Source organism: Arthrobacter silvisoli (assembly GCF_003369445.1).
Classification (GTDB): Bacteria; Actinomycetota; Actinomycetes; order Actinomycetales; family Micrococcaceae; genus Arthrobacter; species Arthrobacter silvisoli.
Genome location: NZ_QRCU01000076.1, coordinates 1 through 15,883, shown reverse-complemented (window position 1 = coordinate 15,883; position 15,883 = coordinate 1). Strand labels below are relative to the sequence as shown.

The window sequence follows — 15,883 nt, the reverse complement described above, 5'->3', positions numbered from 1 at the left end:
CGCGTGCATCCTCGCGGACGTAAACCCCCAGAATGCGCCCGCTGCCAGGCAAATGCCACTTGCATTGGACGCGCGTGGCCCCTCCCAGCGAGACCACGACATTCACGCTCTCCGGAACGCCCTGAGGCTCCGTCCGGACCGGATGCGGGCCGATTTGATCGACCCAAGCGGGAGAGTATTCCTGTGCCGATTTATAAGTCAATACCCTTTAGGAATTCAATCGGCGCGTCGCAGCCGCGACACGCCGATGTTATTCGTTTCAAAAAATCAGACTTCATGCCCGAAAACGGGTCGTGGGTACGCTTGTATCCGCACCAGATCACAGGAGGTTGACGTGGCCGAGGCGACGCCCAACGGAACCACTCTTGCCGAAGCGATGGCCGAGCTGGCCGAACTCGGGGACCCGAAATCGCGCGAGGTCAATGAGCGGCACGGCGATGACCACGGCGTCAACCTCAGCAAGCTGCGCGCGCTTGCGAAGCGCTTGAAAATCCAGCAGGACCTGGCACGTGAACTGTGGGCCACGGACGACACCGCGGCGAAACTGCTGGCCCTGCTCATCTGCCGGCCGAAGGCGTTCGGGCGGGAGGAATTGGACGCCATGCTGCGCGCCGCACGTACTCCCAAGGTGCACGACTGGCTGGTGAATTACGTGGTGAAGAAGGGCCCGCACGCCGAGGAACTGCGGCAGGCCTGGTTTGCCGATCCGGATCCGGTGGTCGCAAGTGCGGGCTGGGCTCTCACCAGCGAACGCGTCGTCAAGAGTCCGGAGGGCCTGGACCTTCCCGGGCTATTGGACATCATCGAGGCCACAATGAAGGCCGCCCCGGACCGCCTGCAGTGGGCCATGAACACGTGCCTGGCCCAGATCGGGATCGAGCACGCCGCGTACCGTGCCCGCGCCGTCGACATCGGCGAGCGCCTGGAGGTGCTGAAGGATTACCCGACGCCGCCCAACTGCACCTCTCCCTTCGCGCCGGCCTGGATCAACGAAATGGTACGGCGGCAGGACGCCGGCTAGGTCCTGGGGCTATTGGGGCGGCGCCGACGCTAGCTGATGGCCACGGCCTGCACGGCGCGGAAATGCGCGGGAGCGGGCTTGACGACGCTGTCGGCGTACTCGGGGTGTTTGGGCAACCAGGCGGCGACATAGGGGCAGACCGGGACGATGGCGTAGCCGGCGGCGATGACATCTTCGACGGCGGCGCGCACCAACACGGATGCGAGGCCCTGGCCGGCGTAGTCCTCCGAGACACCCGTGTGGAACAGCACGCGCTGGGTCTCTCCGGCGGCATCGACGTCCACGTAGGATTCCTCGCCGATCACGTCCTGCGCCGATCCGTCAGCGCCGCGGTCGATGAGCACGTAGCGTGATTCTTCAGGCCGGTCCTGCACTTCGAAACGGGAATCGGTCATGTGTGGGGCTCCTCGTCTTGTTGTTCGGTGAGTTCGTGTCCAGCGAAGTCTTGTTCAGTGGATGAGCTTGCCGTCGGCGTCGCGCGGCCGCACCGGGTGCCCGCTGAGGATTGAGATGCGGTTGAAGGCGTTGATCGTGACCGCCACCCATTCAGCCGCAACGAAGGTTTCCTCGCCGAGGACTGTCCGGGCGGCCGACAGCTCGGCCTGGCTATCTTCGGTCAGCGGCAGCTTCGTGGCCGCTTCGGTGATCGAGAGGACGGCCGCCTCGCGATCCGTGTACGCGTCGGTCTCCCGCCAGGCAGGCAGCAGGTCGAGCTTCTGCTGGGCGATTCCGGCGTGCCGGGCCTGCCTGGAATGCAGGTCCAGGCAGAAGGCACAGCCGTTCATCTGGGAGGCGCGCACCTTGATGAATTCCACCTCTTGGGCAGTGAGTCCGCGCTGCAACACAGCCTTGCTGATCTCAGCCGCATAGGCCTCCGCGGCGTCCCAGGCTTCGGGCATGACTTTGTCCAGGAAGGGGCGCGTATCCATACCCTCGAGGATAGCCGGGAGTCCAGGGCACGGGCGTCGCCGCCCGCCAGGAGCGGAAGAAGAAAAGGGGTGGGCCCTGTGGGGCTCGAACCCACGACCCACGGATTAAAAGTCCGATGCTCTACCAACTGAGCTAAAGGCCCCTGCCGGCAACCGCCGGCCCAGTCCATTTCTGGACGATAAATACTCTACCGCACACCAAAGGAGGCCATGACATCCCGGCAAGCTCCGCCGTCGGGCGCTGAAAGGGGGAGCAAACCCAAGAGCCTTCCTGACCCTTTTTGACCGGAGAACGACGGCGGTGCGGGGCCCAGGGCGGCGTGTCGGGGCACGGCCGGCGCGAAAGAAGGTCAGGAGGGGAGCCTCCCGCAGAGAACAAGACCCCACAAACCGGGGTGCCCGCCCCGAAACCAAACAAGCCATGAGTGCACTAGCGAAAGCACAGGAGTAGCGTTGGGGCATGAGCGATCCAGCAGCCTCCAACGGTTCCGGCGGAGCACCCAGGCACCACAAGCCCAAGCCTTTCGCGCCGATCGATTTTGAGCCTTTCGCGGGCGGGGCGGACCCGGCGAGGGTGTCGGAGGCTGCGCACCTGGCGGCACAGGCCTTGGTCCGCCGCGGCCGCGACAGCGACGACCCCAAGGTGACCAAACGCCTGGTCAAGCTGGCGGACGAACAGGGCCTGGACGCCATCGCCGAAATGTGGGCCGAGAGCCCGGCCCGCTCCCTTCCCGGCGCCCTGTGGCGGCTTTACGCCCTCCGCGCCGCCACCATGCAGAACTCCGAACGGATCTCCGTGTACTTCAAGGCCGGCCGGGACACCGCGCAGGTTTCGCACGTGGTCGCCGGTGCCGCGGAACCGCCCGGAGCCGACGAGATGAAGCAGATGGCGGATGCCATCCTGTCGGGCGCGTTCGACGGCGATTTCGACGTCGCGCTGGAACGTTCCGCTGCATTCTGCCGCGTGGTGGCGCTGGGCCAGGCGACCATCGCGGACAGCGCGGAGCACGCCAACGAAGGCCATGCCAGCAAACTCACCCGAAGCTCGCACCAGCTCGTGAAGACCGCCGAAGACCTCGAACACGCGGCCAACGCGTGGCGGCTGGGCGAACTGGATTGAGCCTGCCGGCGCCCCGGCAGAGGCACCCTGAGCCGAATCTGTCAAGGTTGACTTAGCTTGGGCGAGGTATAAGACTGAAACTGGTGTCGAACCGCGAAACCCCCGGGCTTCAACTTATAGCCGCTTCGAGCGGCCTACCGCCGAGAGGCGTATCCGGTTCGGCACCATTTTCATGTCCACTTCACGGCCGCCGCCGCGTTCGCGCCGCAGAGCATCCACGGACGCAGCGCCCGGGCTGAAGCAAATCAGTCCGGGGCGCAGGTATAACTGCCGTAAAGTTGGTGTCTGTGAACGTTCCCGCGTCAAGTCATGCGACCCCCGTTGCCGCACACCCAGCCGGATCCGCAGGACGGGCACCACGATGAAGCTCCGCCTTTTTCCCCAGGAATCCGCGGGCCTGAAGCTTCTCTCCCAGATGGCGCGCCAGATCCTTGAGGCCACCGGAACGCTCTCGGAAATCCTCGGGGCACCCGTCACGGAACACGGGCGGCTCGTCGAGGAACTCCACGGGCATGAATCGAAGTCCACGGAACTTCACTTCGCGCTTCTTACCCACATGCGCACCAGCTTCATCAACCCGCTCCCCCGCGAAGACATGTACGCCCTCTCCCGCTTCCTCAACGAAGCCATGGAGAAGCTGGATGCCGCTGGCGAACTCGTCGCCCTGTACAAGCTGGACCGGCTGCCCAAGCGGGCGGCCGACCAACTGGAAATCATCAGCCGCCAGGCCGAGCTCACGGTCGAGGCCATGGGCCGCCTGGACGACCTCGACGAACTCGAGGACTACTGGATCGAAATCCTGCGCCTGGCCAAACGGGCCGAACGCAGCCACCGGACCTGGGTGGCCGAGATGTACCGGGACATGAAAGCCGCGCAGTACGCCCGCCACCGCGACATCGCCAACCAGCTGGTTGACGTCACCAAGGACATGCGCAGGGTGGCCACCCAGGTAGGCAGCATCATCGTCAAGGAAGCCTGACGTGGCGATCGGCTTTTTCGCCCTCGTGGTGGCCCTGGCCTGCGGCTTCGCCTTCCTCAACGGCTTCCGCGACGTCTCCACCGCCGTCGCACTCTCCGTCCGGACCCGGGCCCTGACCTCTTCGGTGGCGGTCCTGCTGGCCGCCGTGTTCAACTTCGCCGGCGCCATGCTGAGTGGCGGCTTCGCGCTGCTGTCCAGCCAAAGCCTGTTCGAGCTGCCCGACGGCGTCAGCGGGCTGGCCATCCTGGCCTCCGCCCTCGCCGCGGCCATCCTGTGGGGCGCCTACGCCTGGTGGCGCGGCATCCCGCTGTCCTCAACGCACGCCCTGGTGGGCGGCTTCGCCGGTGCCGGCGCGGCCAGCACCCTGATTGGCGGACACGCGATCGGCGGCGTGGACAACGCGCTGCTGTTCCAGGTTGTCCTGCCGCTCGTGCTCTCCCCCGTCATTGCCTTCGGTGCCGCCTACCTGCTGGTCTGGCCGGTCACCTGGGCTGCCCGCTTCACCCAGCCGGACGTGGTGCACAGCCGCTTCCGGCGGGCCGAAGCGGTCTCCGCGGCCGCCGTCGCCTTCGGCCACGGCCTGCAGGACGGCCAGCGCACCATTTCGGTGCTGCTGCTGGCCGGCGTTGCGGCAGGACTGTACGACGGCGGCGAGTTGCCTCTGTGGCCGGTGGTGCTGACCGCGGTGCTGCTGACCGTCGGCACCCTGTTCGGCGGCTGGCGGATCTCGCACACCCTCGGACACAAGCTGACCCGTATCGATCCGCTGCGCGGTTTCGTGGCGCAGAGCCTGAGTTCGCTGATGCTCTTCATCGGGGCGATCGGCCTGCACCTGCCGCTGTCCACCACGCACACCCTCACCTCCGCGGTCCTGGGCGCCGGCACCAACCAGAACTTCTCCGTCACCAACCGGCCCATGGTGCTGCGGATCCTGGGCTTCTGGCTGCTCACCCCGGCGGTGACGGCAGCAGTGGCGTTTGTCCTCGGGCTCGCGTTCTCGCCTCTGGCCAAGCTCTGAGACGGGCCCAGTTCTGAGACTGCCGGCTAGGCCAGCTTCTTGCTCTGGAGCCAGTCCCTGGCGATTTCGCCGATGTCCTCGAACTTGGCCACCCGCCCGTTCATCTTCATGAGATCTTCCGCAGTGAGCGCCGCGGAAACCTTGTCCAAGGTTGCTTTGACGGCCTCCGTGGATTTCTTCTGGTTGATGAGCGGCACGATGTTCTCGGACAGGAAGAGATTCTTGTCGTCCTTGAGTCCCACGAGGTTGTTCTCTGCCAGCGCGGGATCCGTGCCGAAGAGGTCGGCTACCTGGACCTGGCCCGAAAGGAGGGCGTTCAGCGTAAGCGGCCCGCCGGCGTCGAGGGCTGAAAATTCCTTGAACTCAAGGCCGTAGACGGACTTCAGTCCCACAAGGCCGTTGAAGCGCGTCTTCCACTCCGGAGAGGCGCCCAAGGCCAGCTCTCCGGCTACCGGCGTCAAGTCACTGAAGGACGTGAGGTTGTACTTCTCCGCTGTCTCCTTCTTCACTGCAAGGACGTCCCTGTCCTCCGCCCGGGATTCCGAAAGCAGGATCAATCCGGCAGGGGTGTTCGCGCCGAGTTCCCGGATGACCTCATCCGGGGTCACGGCTTTGGTGCCGGGGTCGAGGTACTGAAGGAGCGATCCGCTGTATTCGGGCATGAGGTCGATGGAGCCGTCCTTAAGGGCGGGAATGGTGACCTCGCGGCTGCCGATGCTCGGCTTTTCCTTGACGTCGACTCCGCTTGCCTTGAGGGCCTCAGCGTAGATCTTGGCGATCAATTGGCTTTCAGGGAAGTCCGCGGAACCGACGATGATGCTGTCACCGGAGCTTCCTGCCGGGGTGGTGGACGAACTCATGGGGTCGCCTCCGCCGCAGCCACTGAGAGTGATGGCGACAGCGGCCGCCAGGGTGAATCCGGTCAGGTACTTCTTCATGTCAGATCTCCTTGGGAGAGCGGCTGCGAGCACGCAGCGGCCAGATGTGGGTGGGTGGTCTTCGAAGGTAAGGGGCTTGCTCCGGATGGCTTGCTCATCAGTCCCGGCAGGAATTCGACGAAGGTGGCGCCCAGCTTCAAGACTTCGGCGGCACGGCGCCATTTGTCCTGGACTTCGCTCAGGTCAACGACCACGCCTTTATGGTGCGATGCCGTCGCCGCCCTCACGGCGCCGGCGATCGCCGAGTCCTCGCTCTCCCCGGAAACCCGCACCAGATCAGCGCCTGCCTGAAAAACCCTGCGGGCCGCCTTCTCGCCGGCTGCACCGTTCAGGTCGACAATCACCACCTTGTGCGGGGATTCCTTCTTGAGCGCCTCTATTGCTTCCAGCCCCCCGTTCCTTAGCTCAAGGATGTCAAAGCCGATGGCCTTTTCTTCGGCAGCGCTTTGATTCGCTGCCCCCGGTGGTCCCGCCGCGCAGGTGAACCGGGGCCGGCAGGCCGGACACCGGTTCACCTGGCAGTCAGCCGGAGCCTGCATTTTCCCGGCGCGCGCAGCCCCCGCATCCGGCGCAATCGCCCGGGCCAAAAGCATGCAGGGGGATGACCCGGGACTCCGGCAGCTTCGGGCCGGCGGTATCCTCCCCGGACCCCTTGTGCGCGGGCATGCAGGGCGTTTGCCTGTCTGATCCCAGGATCGGAGATTTCATGTCACGCTGTCCGGCCGTAGAAGAGCTGCTGGGTCAGGGAGTTCATCTTGTCGTCGGGCTTCTCCGAGTAGGCCAGCACGGCATTGATGCGCGTCTGCTGTCCTTGAACAGGGGTGACGCGGTGCATTGAATATTGTCCTCGGAACATGCTCAGTGTTCCGGGTTCGCTGGACAACTTGATCCGCCCTGCTTCCGAACCGCGGAGCCGGGCCGCAACGCCTGCCTTGTTTTCGTCCCCGGGGGTGCGGAGCCTGTGGAAGTACTGGTATTCGCCTCCGGCGGTGGAAGGCTGCAGCATCAGGGTGACGGCGAAGGGCGAGCGGTCAAAGTGCCATCCAAGCTCATCGCCCTCCTCGAAAATCATCAGGGAGCAGGCACCCAGCGGATCGGCGTACTTGTGCAGGCTGTCCATTTCCATGGCTTGGCCGATGAAGTTGGTCAGGCCCTCCCATTCGTAGGCGATTCGCAGGGGCGAATCCTTCTCGATAAGGTCCCATGCAACAGCCTTTTTTGACGAATGCTGCAGCAACGTAGCGGGGTCGCCGGACGGCAGGCTTTCGTCGATGCCCTCGAAGTAGACGTTGTGCGTGTTGTCGGTCCGGAAGGCCTGGTCCTGCTTGTCCAGAGCCTCGGCGACCAGCCGCTGGACGGCGTCCTGCTTCACTAGTCCGGGGAGCTGGCATGCCCCCTCAAACCGGAGGGCCGCGCGGCAGGAGTCCAGCAGCAGCCGCCCCTTGGGACTGTCCAGGCGGTCCAGGGGGTAGCGCTCCAGGTCGAGGATGTCTGCGATCACCGGGGTCGTCACTGTGGCCATGGGAAGTACTCCTTCATTGGAAATTCAGGGGGAAATCGGTACTCCACAAGCATGGCGCGGGTCACATTATTAGGGCAAACACTGATTATTTGTTCTATTCATTAAAATCGCTTATATGATGGGATAGTGGACAAGTCACCGCTCAGCCAGTTGGACCTCCGGCACCTCATCGCATTGGCAGAGGTCGGCCGGACCCGTTCGTTCACCGCGGCAGCGCGATCCCTGGGGTATACGCAATCGGCGGTCAGCCAACAGATCGGCCGGCTCGAGCAGATCGTGGGCCACCGCCTCATCGATCGGTCAGGCGTGCGCGTGGTTGCCCTCACGCCGGCGGGCAGGATCCTGGTTGACCACGCCGAGGCAATCCACTCGCGCCTGGAGAGCGCCTTGGACGATTTGTCCGCGCTGAACAGAGGCGAAGCGGGGACGTTGCGGGTCGGATGCTACGAGAGCATCAGCGTTCGGATCCTTCCGCGGGCCCTCAGGCTTTTCGCCGAACGCTTCCCCCGGGTCCAGGTCGTCCTGACCGAATCGGATGACGACGAAGAACTTCTCGGGATGGTCGAAACCGGGGACTTGGACCTGACCTTCGTGGTGTTTCCGATGACCGACGGCCCCTTCGAAGCGGTCAATCTTCTTGATGACCCCTTCGTGCTGGTGGTTTCAAACGACTCCCCGCTGGCGGCAAGGACAACACCGGTCTCCACAGACGACCTCGCAGGCCTTCCCCTGATTGCCTACGGGCAAATGCGTGATGTGCATCAAATCGAGACGCGGCTGGGCCGCCCGCAACTCAGCAAGCAGGTCATCTTCCGGAGCAACCACAACGGAACCATCCTCAGCCTCACTGCCGACGGCTACGGTTGCGCCGTCCTGCCGTTGCTGTCCGTGGACCCCCACCGCCCGGGAATCACCATGCTCCCGGTGGAGAAGGTCACTCCGCGGACCGTAGGAGTCGCCTGGCACAAGCGACGCAAGCAGGGTGCGGCGGCCAGCAGTTTCGTGGAAATTGCCGGCCAGGTGGCGCGGGAAATCGAAGAATCACGGAGCTGGATCCACTAGCGCGCCAGCAGGGTTTCCTCCGCCAAACGGCCCAGCTTGTCCGGGTTGCGCATGGCGAAGATCCGGGCGACCCGCCCGTCCTCCACCACCACGCTGATGAGCGACGGGCCGCCTGCTTCGTCGTCGATCCGGATGCCCAGGCCACCGTTGAGCCAGACCAGGCCAATGTGCGGGCTGACCGCCCACTGCGGGAAGGGCCGTAGCAGGTTGGCCACCTTCTTCGCGCCGTACACCGGCACCCGTACCGCCTGCGCCACTCCGCCGCCGTCGGCGATGAGGACCACGTCCGGAGCCAGGACGTCCATCAGCCCCTGCACGTCCCCGGTGGTGACGGCCGCCAGGAACCGTTCGACGACGGCCTGCTGCTCGGTGCGGTCCACCTGCATGCGGGGGCGCCGGGCCGCCACATGGGAGCGGGCGCGGCTGGAGATCTGCCGCACGGCCGCCGTCGACTTCCCCACCGCCTCGGCAATCTCCTCGTAGGGCGCGTCAAAGACTTCACGCAGGACGAAGACCGCCCGCTCCACCGGGGCAAGCGATTCGAGCACCGTGAGCATGGCGATGGAAACACTCTCGGCCAGCTCGACATCCTCGGCGACATCCGGCACCGTGAGCAGCGGCTCGGGCAGCCACTCCCCCACGTATTCTTCCCGCCGCCGGCTCAGCGTGCGCAGCCGGTTGAGCGCCTGGCGCGTGACGATGCGGACGAAGTAGGACCGCGGCTCGCGCACTTCCGCCCGGGCTTCGGGTTCCAGGCCCGCCCACCGGAGCCAGGCTTCCTGCACCACGTCCTCGGCGTCGGCGGCGGAGCCGAGCATCTCGTAGGCCACGGTGAAGAGCAGGCTGCGGTGGGTGACGAAGAGATCCAGGCCGTCGGTGGTGCCGGAGCTGCGCATACCGGCCACGCTACCCCGCGACCGCTTGGGACCGCGAGAGGCCCGGCACCGCGAGGGGCTTCAGCCCGCACGAGTCCGAGAAGCCCTCGGACTCAATGCCGAGCGCGACGTTGCCGCGGGTGGTGAGGTTGGCGTAGCCGATCACGCTCGTGAGCTCCACCAGAGCCGCCGCGCCGAGCTGGTCAAGCAGCCTGGCGGCGAGCTCGTCGGTGACTTCCACGGGGGTGGTGCTCATGGCTTCGGCGTATTCCAGGACGTCGCGTTCCAGCGGCGTGAAGACGCCGGATTCGCGCCAGCGAGGGATCTGCTGCGCCTTCTCCAGGTCGAGGCCGCGGTTGTGGGCCATGAAGTAGTTGAAGTCCAGGCACCAGGTGCAGCCGATCAGGGAGGCCACGGCCATGTGGGCGTAGGACTTCAGCGACTCGTCACAGCTGTTCCACTTCTGCAGTTTCTGGCCCATACCCATGGATGCCTTCAGCACGGCCGGGTTGTGCCACATGACGCCCAGCGACTCCGGTACCTTGCCGAACATCTTTGCGCTGAACTTCTTGATGAGGGAGCCGTAGAGGCCGGTGATTTCTGCGGCGGGGATCCGGGTGGTCATGATTCCTCCTGCGGGTTCGGTTTCCTTGCCTTGCAGCATGAAGACACCGGCCACGCCCGGTCTGTGACACCCCGGCCCGGAAAATCCCGGAAAAGGTTCAGCCCTGCCACCTGTAACGGCGCTCAGGCCTGCCGATCCCGCCGTACCGCAGCTGCACCACGGCCCGGCCCTCCTCCACGAGGTACTCAAGGTAGCGGCGGGCGCTGACCCTCGAGGTGCCCAGGGAGTCGGCGGCCTCGGTGGCGGACAGGTCCGCGTCGGCGGACGCGCCTGCGGTCCTGCGGAGCAGCTCCTCCACCAGCCGCAGGGTTTCGGCGCTGAAGCCCTTGGGCAGCGGACGCGAGCTCCCGCCCAGGCCGAAGACCCGGTTCACGTCGGCCTGCTCGGCCGTCCCGCCTGCCGAGCCCGGCGAGAGGGCCCGGTAGCTCTGCCGGTAGTGCTCGAGCCGTTCGTGCAGGTCGTCAGCTGAGAACGGCTTCATCAAGTAGTGCACGATCCCCCCGCGCAGCGCCCGTCGCACGGTTTCCACTTCGCGGGCGGCGCTGATTACCAGCACGTCCAGTTCGGGCACCACGTCGCGCAGTTGCTGCAGCAGTTCCAAGCCGTTGATGTCCGGCAGGTGGATGTCCAGGAGCACCAGGTCCGGCTGCAGCCGCCTGGCCTCGGCCACCGCCTGGGCGCCGGTGTGCGCCGCGCCCACCACTTCGAAGCCGGGAAGCTGCCGGACGAAGCCCGAATGCACCTTGGCCACCATGAAGTCGTCGTCGACCACCAGGACCCTGATCGTTTGGGCGTGGTTCATGCGTTCGGGCTTCCCTCCTCCGTGTCCGCCTTGCCGGGCGAGCGCCGCAGCGTCGCGGTGAAGACCGCGCCGCCGTCGTCGTGGACCTCCACGTCCCCGCCGCGGCGCAGGCACACCAGCCGGGTCAGGGGCAGTCCGAAGCCGCGGCCGCCGTCGCTGTCGGACGCCTTGGTGCTGTAGCCTCGCCGGAAGATGTCCTCCCGTTCGACGGGCGCGACGCCGGGACCGGAGTCCCGCACGGTGACGGTCACCTTGCCTGCCTCCTCGACGAGCCTGATACTGACTTTGCCATCCGCGGAGCCGCCAGCAGCATTCACTGCACCGCCGTCGGCGTCCATGGCAGCGGCGTCAATGGCATTGTCCACCAGGTTCCCGACGACGGTGGTCAGGTCGCGTGAAAGCTCCTCATCCACCTTTTCCAATCCGGAAGCGGCATCCAGCTCCAGGGACACGTTCCGTTCGCTGGCAAGGCTGCTCTTGGCAATCAGCAGGGCGGCAAGCGCGGGGTCGTGGATGCGGGAGGTGATATCGTCCGAAAGCTTGTTGCGGCTGAGGCTCACGCCGTCCACGAAGGTGACCACCTCGTCGAACTCGCCCAGCTGGATGAGCCCGGAAATCGTGTGCAGCTGGTTGGCGAATTCGTGGGTCTGGGCGCGGAGGGTATCCGTGGTGCTGCGCGTGCGGCCCAGTTCCTTCTCCAGCGAGGACAGCTCGGTGCGGTCGCGCAGGGTGGTCACGGAGCCGATCACCCTGCCCCGGGACATCACGGGCTTGCGGTTCAGGACCACCAGCCGCTCCCCCACCAGAAGCAGGCGGTCCGGCTCGGGCTGCTCGGTGGTGAGGTCCTCACGGAGCTGCCGCTGCACCCCGAGCTCGCCGAGGCTGCGGCCCACGCAATCTTCCGGCAGGCCCAGGAACTCCCGGGCGCTTTCATTGGCCACGGTGATCCGTTCCTGCGGGTCCAGGGCGATCACGCCTTCCTTCACGCCGTGCAGGATGGCCTCGCGGTGCTCCACCAGGCCGGCGATCTCGCCCGGCTCCAGGCCGAAGGTTTGCCGCTTGACGCGGCGGGACAGCAGCAGCGAGCCGGCCGCGCCCAGCGCGAGGGACACGCCCAGGTACACGAGCAGATCGGGCACCGTCTCACCGAAGCGTTCCAGCACGGAAGGGTACTGGCGTCCGACGGCGACGATGCCCACCGTACGTCCGCCGTCGTCGAGCACGGGAACGTGGGCCATCAGGGAAAGGCTGCCGCCCATGTCCATGGCCCCCGTCCAGGCCCGCCCCTGCAGGGCCGTGCTGGCGCCCAGCGGGAGCGGGGTGCCCACGGCGGCGGGGTCCTCCGGCGAGGTAAGGATGGTGCCGTCCGTCTTGGCCAGGATGACGATGCTGGCGCCGGACACCGTCCGGACCGATTCGGCAACCGATGGCAGGGCCGCACCGTGCCGGGGTTCCGCCGTCGGGATCAGCGTACGGACGGTGGGGTTCGCGGCGAGGGACTCGGCCACGGAAAGCGCCCGGCGGCCCTCCACCCGCTCGAAGGTCGCTGCGGACTGGACCTGGGAAATCGCGATCACCCCGAGCAGGACTGCCGCCACGATCAGCAGCTGCAGGACGAGGTATTGGCCGGCCAGGGACAGGCGCCGGCGGCGGCGGGGCTGGGAGGTGCCGGGCTGGGGATGGCCGGGCTGCGTCAGCGGCACGTCTTCGGGCACGGGGTTCCTTCGGCAGTGGTTTCCCTTCATTATCCGGCCGCGGGATGCCAAGGGCACGTGACCACAATGAACAAAACAATCTTTGAGAACACAAGCGTGACCGGGGTCACGTCAGGCCATAGCGTGAAACCACTCCCCCGATGATGAGAAGAGGAACACACAATGCGTCGATTGAACGCACTGCGCGCCATTGCCGTCGCTGCAGGCCTTGCAATCGCGGCCACCGGCTGCGGCGTCACCAGCGGCGGTGGCTCCGCCGCCACCAGCGGAAGCGCCGCGGACTCGGGTCCGCTCACCGGACTGCGGATCATGGTCCCCAACACCGCCGGCGGCGGCTACGACACCACCGCCCGCACCGCAGCCAAGGTCATGAACGACACTAAGACCGCCACCAACGTCGAGGTCTTCAACCTCGCGGGCGCCGGCGGCACCGTAGGCCTGGCCCGCCTGGTCAACGAAAAGGGCAACAAGGACCTGGCCATGCTGATGGGCCTGGGCGTGGTAGGCGCCAGCTACACCAACAAGTCCGAGGCCAAGCTCACCGCCACCACTCCGCTGGCCCGCCTCATCCAGGAACCGGGCGCCATCATGGTCCCCAAGGACTCCCCCTACAAGACCATCGGCGAACTGGTTGACGCCTGGAAGAAGGACCCGTCCAAGCTGGCCGTCGGCGGCGGCTCCAGCCCGGGCGGCCCGGACCACCTGCTCCCGATGCAGCTCGCCCAGGCCGTGGGCATCGACCCCAAGAAGGTCAACTTCGTCTCCTTCGACGGCGGCGGCGACCTCCTGCCCGCTATCCTCGGCAACAAGATCGGCTTCGCCGCTTCCGGTGCCGGCGAATACATCCAGCAGATCAAGACCGGCTCCGTCCGCGTCCTGGCGGTGAGCGGCGCCGAACGGCTCGAAGGCATCGACGCCCCCACCTTCAAGGAATCCGGCATCGACCTCGAATTCACCAACTGGCGCGGCATCGTGGCACCTCCGGGCGTCTCCGACGCCGACCGCGACCGCATTGTGACCGCGCTGACCAAGATGCACGGCACCGATGAATGGAAGGCCGCCCTGAAGGATCACGGCTGGACCGATGCCTTCATCACCGGCGAGGAATTCAGCACCTTCCTGAAGGAACAGGACACCCGGGTTGCCGATGTCCTGACGAAGCTGGGGCTGGCGTGACCCAAAAGACCGACGCCGGAACCCCGGCAAGCAAAGGCCGCTCCGAGCTGGGCATCGCTGCCCTGCTCGGGGCGGCCGGCGCCGTCGTCCTGCTGGACGCGTCCCGCATCGCCGCCCCGTATTCGCAGTCCGATCCGGTGGGCCCGCGCACCATGCCGCTGGTCGTTGGCGTCCTGCTGCTTGTCTCCGCGGCCGCCTTGGCGATCAACGTGCTGCGCGGTGGCCGGGGCCAGGCCGAGGAAGGCGAAGACGTGGACCTGACCCACCCGGCAGACTGGAAGACCGTCCTGCCTCTGGTGGGCGCCTTCGTGCTGAACATCCTGCTGATCGACGCCGCGGGCTGGGTCATTTCCGGCACCCTGCTCTTCTGGGGCAGCGTCTGGGCCCTCGGCAGCCGCCACTACATCCGGGACGGGCTCGTCTCGGTGGGCTTGGCCCTGGCCACTTTCTACGGTTTCTTCTTCGGCCTTGGCATCAAGCTCCCGGCCGGAATCCTGGCAGGAGTTCTCTGACATGGATACCCTCAACCTGCTCATGCAGGGTTTCGGCACGGCGCTGACCCCCATGAACCTGCTGTACGCCTGCATCGGCGTGCTCCTGGGTACGGCCGTGGGCGTGCTGCCCGGCATCGGCCCGGCCATGGCGGTGGCGCTGCTCCTGCCGGTGACCTACAATCTCGGCCCCACCAGCGCGCTCATCATGTTCGCCGGTATCTACTACGGCGGCATGTACGGCGGCTCCACCACCTCCATCCTGCTCAACACCCCCGGTGAATCCTCCACCGTGATCACCGCGATCGAGGGCCACAAAATGGCCAAGGCCGGCCGGGCCGCGCAGGCCCTGGCGACGGCCGCCATCGGTTCCTTCGTGGCCGGCACCATTGGCACGGCCTTGCTGGCGGTCTGCGCACCGTTCGTGGTGAAGTTCGCGGTGAGCCTCGGCCCGTCCAGTTACCTGTCGATCATGGTCCTGGGCCTGCTGACCGTCACCGCGGTGCTGGGCTCCTCCAAGGTCCGCGGTTTCGCTTCGCTGGGCCTGGGCCTGGGCATCGGGCTCATCGGCTTGGACCCCGTGACCGGCCAGCAGCGCCTCGTGTTCGGCCTTCCCCTGCTCTCGGACGGCATCGACATCGTGGTGGTAGCCGTGGCCATCTTCGCCGTGGGCGAGGCCCTCTGGATCGCGGCCCACCTGCGCCGGAACAAGACCGAGACCATCCCGGTGGGACAGCCGTGGATGGGCAAGAAGGATTGGCAGCGCTCCTGGAAGCCGTGGCTGCGCGGCACCGCCTTCGGCTTCCCTTTCGGCGCCATGCCTGCCGGCGGCGCGGAAGTTCCCACCTTCCTGTCCTACGTGACGGAGAAGAAGCTCAGCAAGCACCCGGAGGAGTTCGGGCATGGCGCCATCGAAGGCGTTGCGGGGCCGGAAGCGGCGAACAACGCCTCCGCGGCCGGCACCCTGACCCCGCTGCTGGCGCTCGGCCTGCCGACCAACGCGACGGCGGCCGTAATGCTGGCGGCCCTGGTGCAGTTCGGCATCCAACCCGGTCCACTGCTGTTCGAGAACGAGCCGGTGCTGGTCTGGGGCCTGATCGCGAGCCTGTTCATCGGCAACACCCTGCTGTTGCTGATCAACCTCCCCATGGCACCGCTCTGGGCGAAGCTGCTGCAGATCCCGCGCCCGTACCTGTACGCCGGGATCCTGTTCTTCGCCACCCTCGGAGCCTTCTCGGTCAACATGCAGGCTTTCGACCTGGTGCTGCTGCTGGTGCTCGGCGCCCTCGGCTTCGCGATGCGCCGCTACGGACTCCCGGTGCTTCCGCTGATCATCGGCCTCATCCTTGGCCCGCGCATCGAGGGCCAGCTGCGCAAGTCGCTGCAGCTGAGCGCCGGCGACATCTCCGGCCTCTTCAACGAGCCGGTGGCCGTGGTCGTCTACATCCTGGTCGTCGTGCTGCTTGCCCTGCCGCTCTTCATCCGCCTGTGGCGCAAGTTCGGCCCGCAGAAGCCAGGCACACTGCACGTGGAGGACCAGATCCACGCGTAAGCGGACTCCGGCTCACGTTAAACAAACGACGGCGGGCGGCACCCCCAAGGTGCCGCCC

General features: G+C 66.4%; 17 protein-coding genes and 1 tRNA gene. 8 read left to right on the top strand and 10 right to left on the bottom strand.

Annotation, left to right across the window (positions count from 1 at the left end; all coding sequences use genetic code 11):
• The first annotated feature begins 376 nt into the window (after positions 1-376).
• A complete protein-coding gene (locus DWV11_RS17120) occupies positions 377-1,021 on the top strand; it encodes a DNA alkylation repair protein (RefSeq protein ID WP_210725785.1) in 645 nt (214 codons plus the stop codon).
• Between the two features lie 29 nt (positions 1,022-1,050).
• Here the strand turns inward: DWV11_RS17120 and DWV11_RS17115 are convergent, their stop codons facing one another.
• The 3 genes from DWV11_RS17115 to DWV11_RS17105 form a co-directional block, all read right to left on the bottom strand.
• Entirely contained in the window at positions 1,051-1,416 is a 366-nt protein-coding gene (locus tag DWV11_RS17115; protein WP_115790127.1) for a GNAT family N-acetyltransferase, read from the bottom strand.
• A 54-nt stretch (positions 1,417-1,470) separates the two neighbouring features.
• On the bottom strand, positions 1,471-1,950 hold the full coding sequence (locus tag DWV11_RS17110; RefSeq protein WP_115790126.1) for a carboxymuconolactone decarboxylase family protein: 480 nt from the start codon (positions 1,948-1,950) through the stop codon (positions 1,471-1,473).
• 70 nt (positions 1,951-2,020) lie between these two features.
• A tRNA-Lys gene (locus DWV11_RS17105) sits at positions 2,021-2,093 on the bottom strand.
• 317 nt (positions 2,094-2,410) lie between these two features.
• Here DWV11_RS17105 and DWV11_RS17100 point away from each other — a divergent pair.
• The 3 genes from DWV11_RS17100 (at position 2,411) to DWV11_RS17090 (ending at position 5,067) form a co-directional block, all read left to right on the top strand.
• Positions 2,411-3,070 carry a hypothetical protein gene (locus DWV11_RS17100; protein WP_115790125.1) on the top strand — a complete coding sequence of 220 codons (660 nt, stop codon included), beginning with the start codon at positions 2,411-2,413 and terminating at the stop codon, positions 3,068-3,070.
• 361 nt (positions 3,071-3,431) lie between these two features.
• Complete coding sequence (locus DWV11_RS17095) at positions 3,432-4,049, top strand: DUF47 domain-containing protein (protein ID WP_115790124.1); 618 nt, start codon at positions 3,432-3,434, stop codon at positions 4,047-4,049.
• Position 4,050: 1 nt separating this feature from the next.
• Positions 4,051-5,067: an inorganic phosphate transporter gene (locus DWV11_RS17090; RefSeq protein ID WP_115790123.1), complete on the top strand. Its 1,017-nt coding sequence runs from the start codon at positions 4,051-4,053 to the stop codon at positions 5,065-5,067.
• A 26-nt stretch (positions 5,068-5,093) separates the two neighbouring features.
• On the opposite strand, the gene DWV11_RS17085 is transcribed toward DWV11_RS17090, so the two are convergent.
• From DWV11_RS17085 to DWV11_RS17075, 3 genes are all read right to left on the bottom strand, one after another.
• On the bottom strand, positions 5,094-6,005 hold the full coding sequence (locus tag DWV11_RS17085) for an ABC transporter substrate-binding protein (protein ID WP_115790122.1): 912 nt from the start codon (positions 6,003-6,005) through the stop codon (positions 5,094-5,096).
• A complete protein-coding gene (locus tag DWV11_RS20190; RefSeq protein WP_115790121.1) occupies positions 6,002-6,598 on the bottom strand; it encodes a beta/alpha barrel domain-containing protein in 597 nt (198 codons plus the stop codon). Before DWV11_RS20190 ends, DWV11_RS17085 begins: the two co-directional genes overlap by 4 nt.
• 116 nt (positions 6,599-6,714) lie before the next feature.
• The gene (locus tag DWV11_RS17075; RefSeq protein ID WP_115790120.1) at positions 6,715-7,527 is read right to left on the bottom strand and encodes a HalD/BesD family halogenase; all 813 of its coding nucleotides are present in this window, start codon (positions 7,525-7,527) and stop codon (positions 6,715-6,717) included.
• A 126-nt stretch (positions 7,528-7,653) separates the two neighbouring features.
• On the opposite strand from DWV11_RS17075, the gene DWV11_RS17070 reads away from it, so the two are divergent.
• A complete protein-coding gene (locus DWV11_RS17070) occupies positions 7,654-8,589 on the top strand; it encodes a LysR family transcriptional regulator (protein WP_115790119.1) in 936 nt (311 codons plus the stop codon).
• Here DWV11_RS17070 and DWV11_RS17065 read toward each other — a convergent pair.
• The 4 genes from DWV11_RS17065 to DWV11_RS17050 form a co-directional block, all read right to left on the bottom strand.
• A complete protein-coding gene (locus DWV11_RS17065; RefSeq protein ID WP_115790118.1) occupies positions 8,586-9,485 on the bottom strand; it encodes an RNA polymerase sigma-70 factor in 900 nt (299 codons plus the stop codon). The two genes, DWV11_RS17070 and DWV11_RS17065, sit on opposite strands and share 4 nt — an antisense overlap.
• A gap of 10 nt (positions 9,486-9,495) precedes the next feature.
• Positions 9,496-10,089 carry a carboxymuconolactone decarboxylase family protein gene (locus tag DWV11_RS17060; protein ID WP_115790221.1) on the bottom strand — a complete coding sequence of 198 codons (594 nt, stop codon included), beginning with the start codon at positions 10,087-10,089 and terminating at the stop codon, positions 9,496-9,498.
• Between the two features lie 97 nt (positions 10,090-10,186).
• The gene (locus tag DWV11_RS17055; protein WP_115790117.1) at positions 10,187-10,891 is read right to left on the bottom strand and encodes a response regulator; all 705 of its coding nucleotides are present in this window, start codon (positions 10,889-10,891) and stop codon (positions 10,187-10,189) included.
• Positions 10,888-12,531: a sensor histidine kinase gene (locus DWV11_RS17050; protein WP_115790220.1), complete on the bottom strand. Its 1,644-nt coding sequence runs from the start codon at positions 12,529-12,531 to the stop codon at positions 10,888-10,890. Before DWV11_RS17050 ends, DWV11_RS17055 begins: the two co-directional genes overlap by 4 nt.
• A gap of 237 nt (positions 12,532-12,768) precedes the next feature.
• Between DWV11_RS17050 and DWV11_RS17045 the strand changes: the two genes are divergently transcribed.
• The 3 genes from DWV11_RS17045 to DWV11_RS17035 are packed head-to-tail and all read left to right on the top strand — an operon-like array spanning position 12,769 to position 15,825.
• Positions 12,769-13,782, top strand: coding sequence for a Bug family tripartite tricarboxylate transporter substrate binding protein (locus DWV11_RS17045; RefSeq protein WP_115790116.1), 1,014 nt, complete (start codon positions 12,769-12,771; stop codon positions 13,780-13,782).
• On the top strand, positions 13,779-14,294 hold the full coding sequence (locus DWV11_RS17040) for a tripartite tricarboxylate transporter TctB family protein (protein WP_115790115.1): 516 nt from the start codon (positions 13,779-13,781) through the stop codon (positions 14,292-14,294). The genes DWV11_RS17045 and DWV11_RS17040 overlap by 4 nt, the downstream gene beginning before the upstream one ends.
• A 1-nt stretch (position 14,295) precedes the next feature.
• The gene (locus DWV11_RS17035) at positions 14,296-15,825 is read left to right on the top strand and encodes a tripartite tricarboxylate transporter permease (RefSeq protein ID WP_115790114.1); all 1,530 of its coding nucleotides are present in this window, start codon (positions 14,296-14,298) and stop codon (positions 15,823-15,825) included.
• Positions 15,826-15,883: the final 58 nt, after the last annotated feature.

Excerpts from the sequence above, each read along its gene's own strand:
- DWV11_RS17120 (WP_210725785.1), top strand. The coding sequence starts at position 377 with ATGGCCGAGCTGGCCGAACTCGGGGACCCGAAATCGCGCGAGGTCAAT.
- DWV11_RS17115 (WP_115790127.1), bottom strand. The coding sequence starts at position 1,416 with ATGACCGATTCCCGTTTCGAAGTGCAGGACCGGCCTGAAGAATCACGC.
- DWV11_RS17110 (WP_115790126.1), bottom strand. The coding sequence starts at position 1,950 with ATGGATACGCGCCCCTTCCTGGACAAAGTCATGCCCGAAGCCTGGGAC.
- DWV11_RS17100 (WP_115790125.1), top strand. The coding sequence starts at position 2,411 with ATGAGCGATCCAGCAGCCTCCAACGGTTCCGGCGGAGCACCCAGGCAC.
- DWV11_RS17095 (WP_115790124.1), top strand. The coding sequence starts at position 3,432 with ATGAAGCTCCGCCTTTTTCCCCAGGAATCCGCGGGCCTGAAGCTTCTC.
- DWV11_RS17085 (WP_115790122.1), bottom strand. The coding sequence starts at position 6,005 with ATGAAGAAGTACCTGACCGGATTCACCCTGGCGGCCGCTGTCGCCATC.
- DWV11_RS20190 (WP_115790121.1), bottom strand. The coding sequence starts at position 6,598 with ATGCTTTTGGCCCGGGCGATTGCGCCGGATGCGGGGGCTGCGCGCGCC.
- DWV11_RS17075 (WP_115790120.1), bottom strand. The coding sequence starts at position 7,527 with ATGGCCACAGTGACGACCCCGGTGATCGCAGACATCCTCGACCTGGAG.
- DWV11_RS17065 (WP_115790118.1), bottom strand. The coding sequence starts at position 9,485 with ATGCGCAGCTCCGGCACCACCGACGGCCTGGATCTCTTCGTCACCCAC.
- DWV11_RS17060 (WP_115790221.1), bottom strand. The coding sequence starts at position 10,089 with ATGACCACCCGGATCCCCGCCGCAGAAATCACCGGCCTCTACGGCTCC.
- DWV11_RS17055 (WP_115790117.1), bottom strand. The coding sequence starts at position 10,891 with ATGAACCACGCCCAAACGATCAGGGTCCTGGTGGTCGACGACGACTTC.
- DWV11_RS17045 (WP_115790116.1), top strand. The coding sequence starts at position 12,769 with ATGCGTCGATTGAACGCACTGCGCGCCATTGCCGTCGCTGCAGGCCTT.
- DWV11_RS17035 (WP_115790114.1), top strand. The coding sequence starts at position 14,296 with ATGGATACCCTCAACCTGCTCATGCAGGGTTTCGGCACGGCGCTGACC.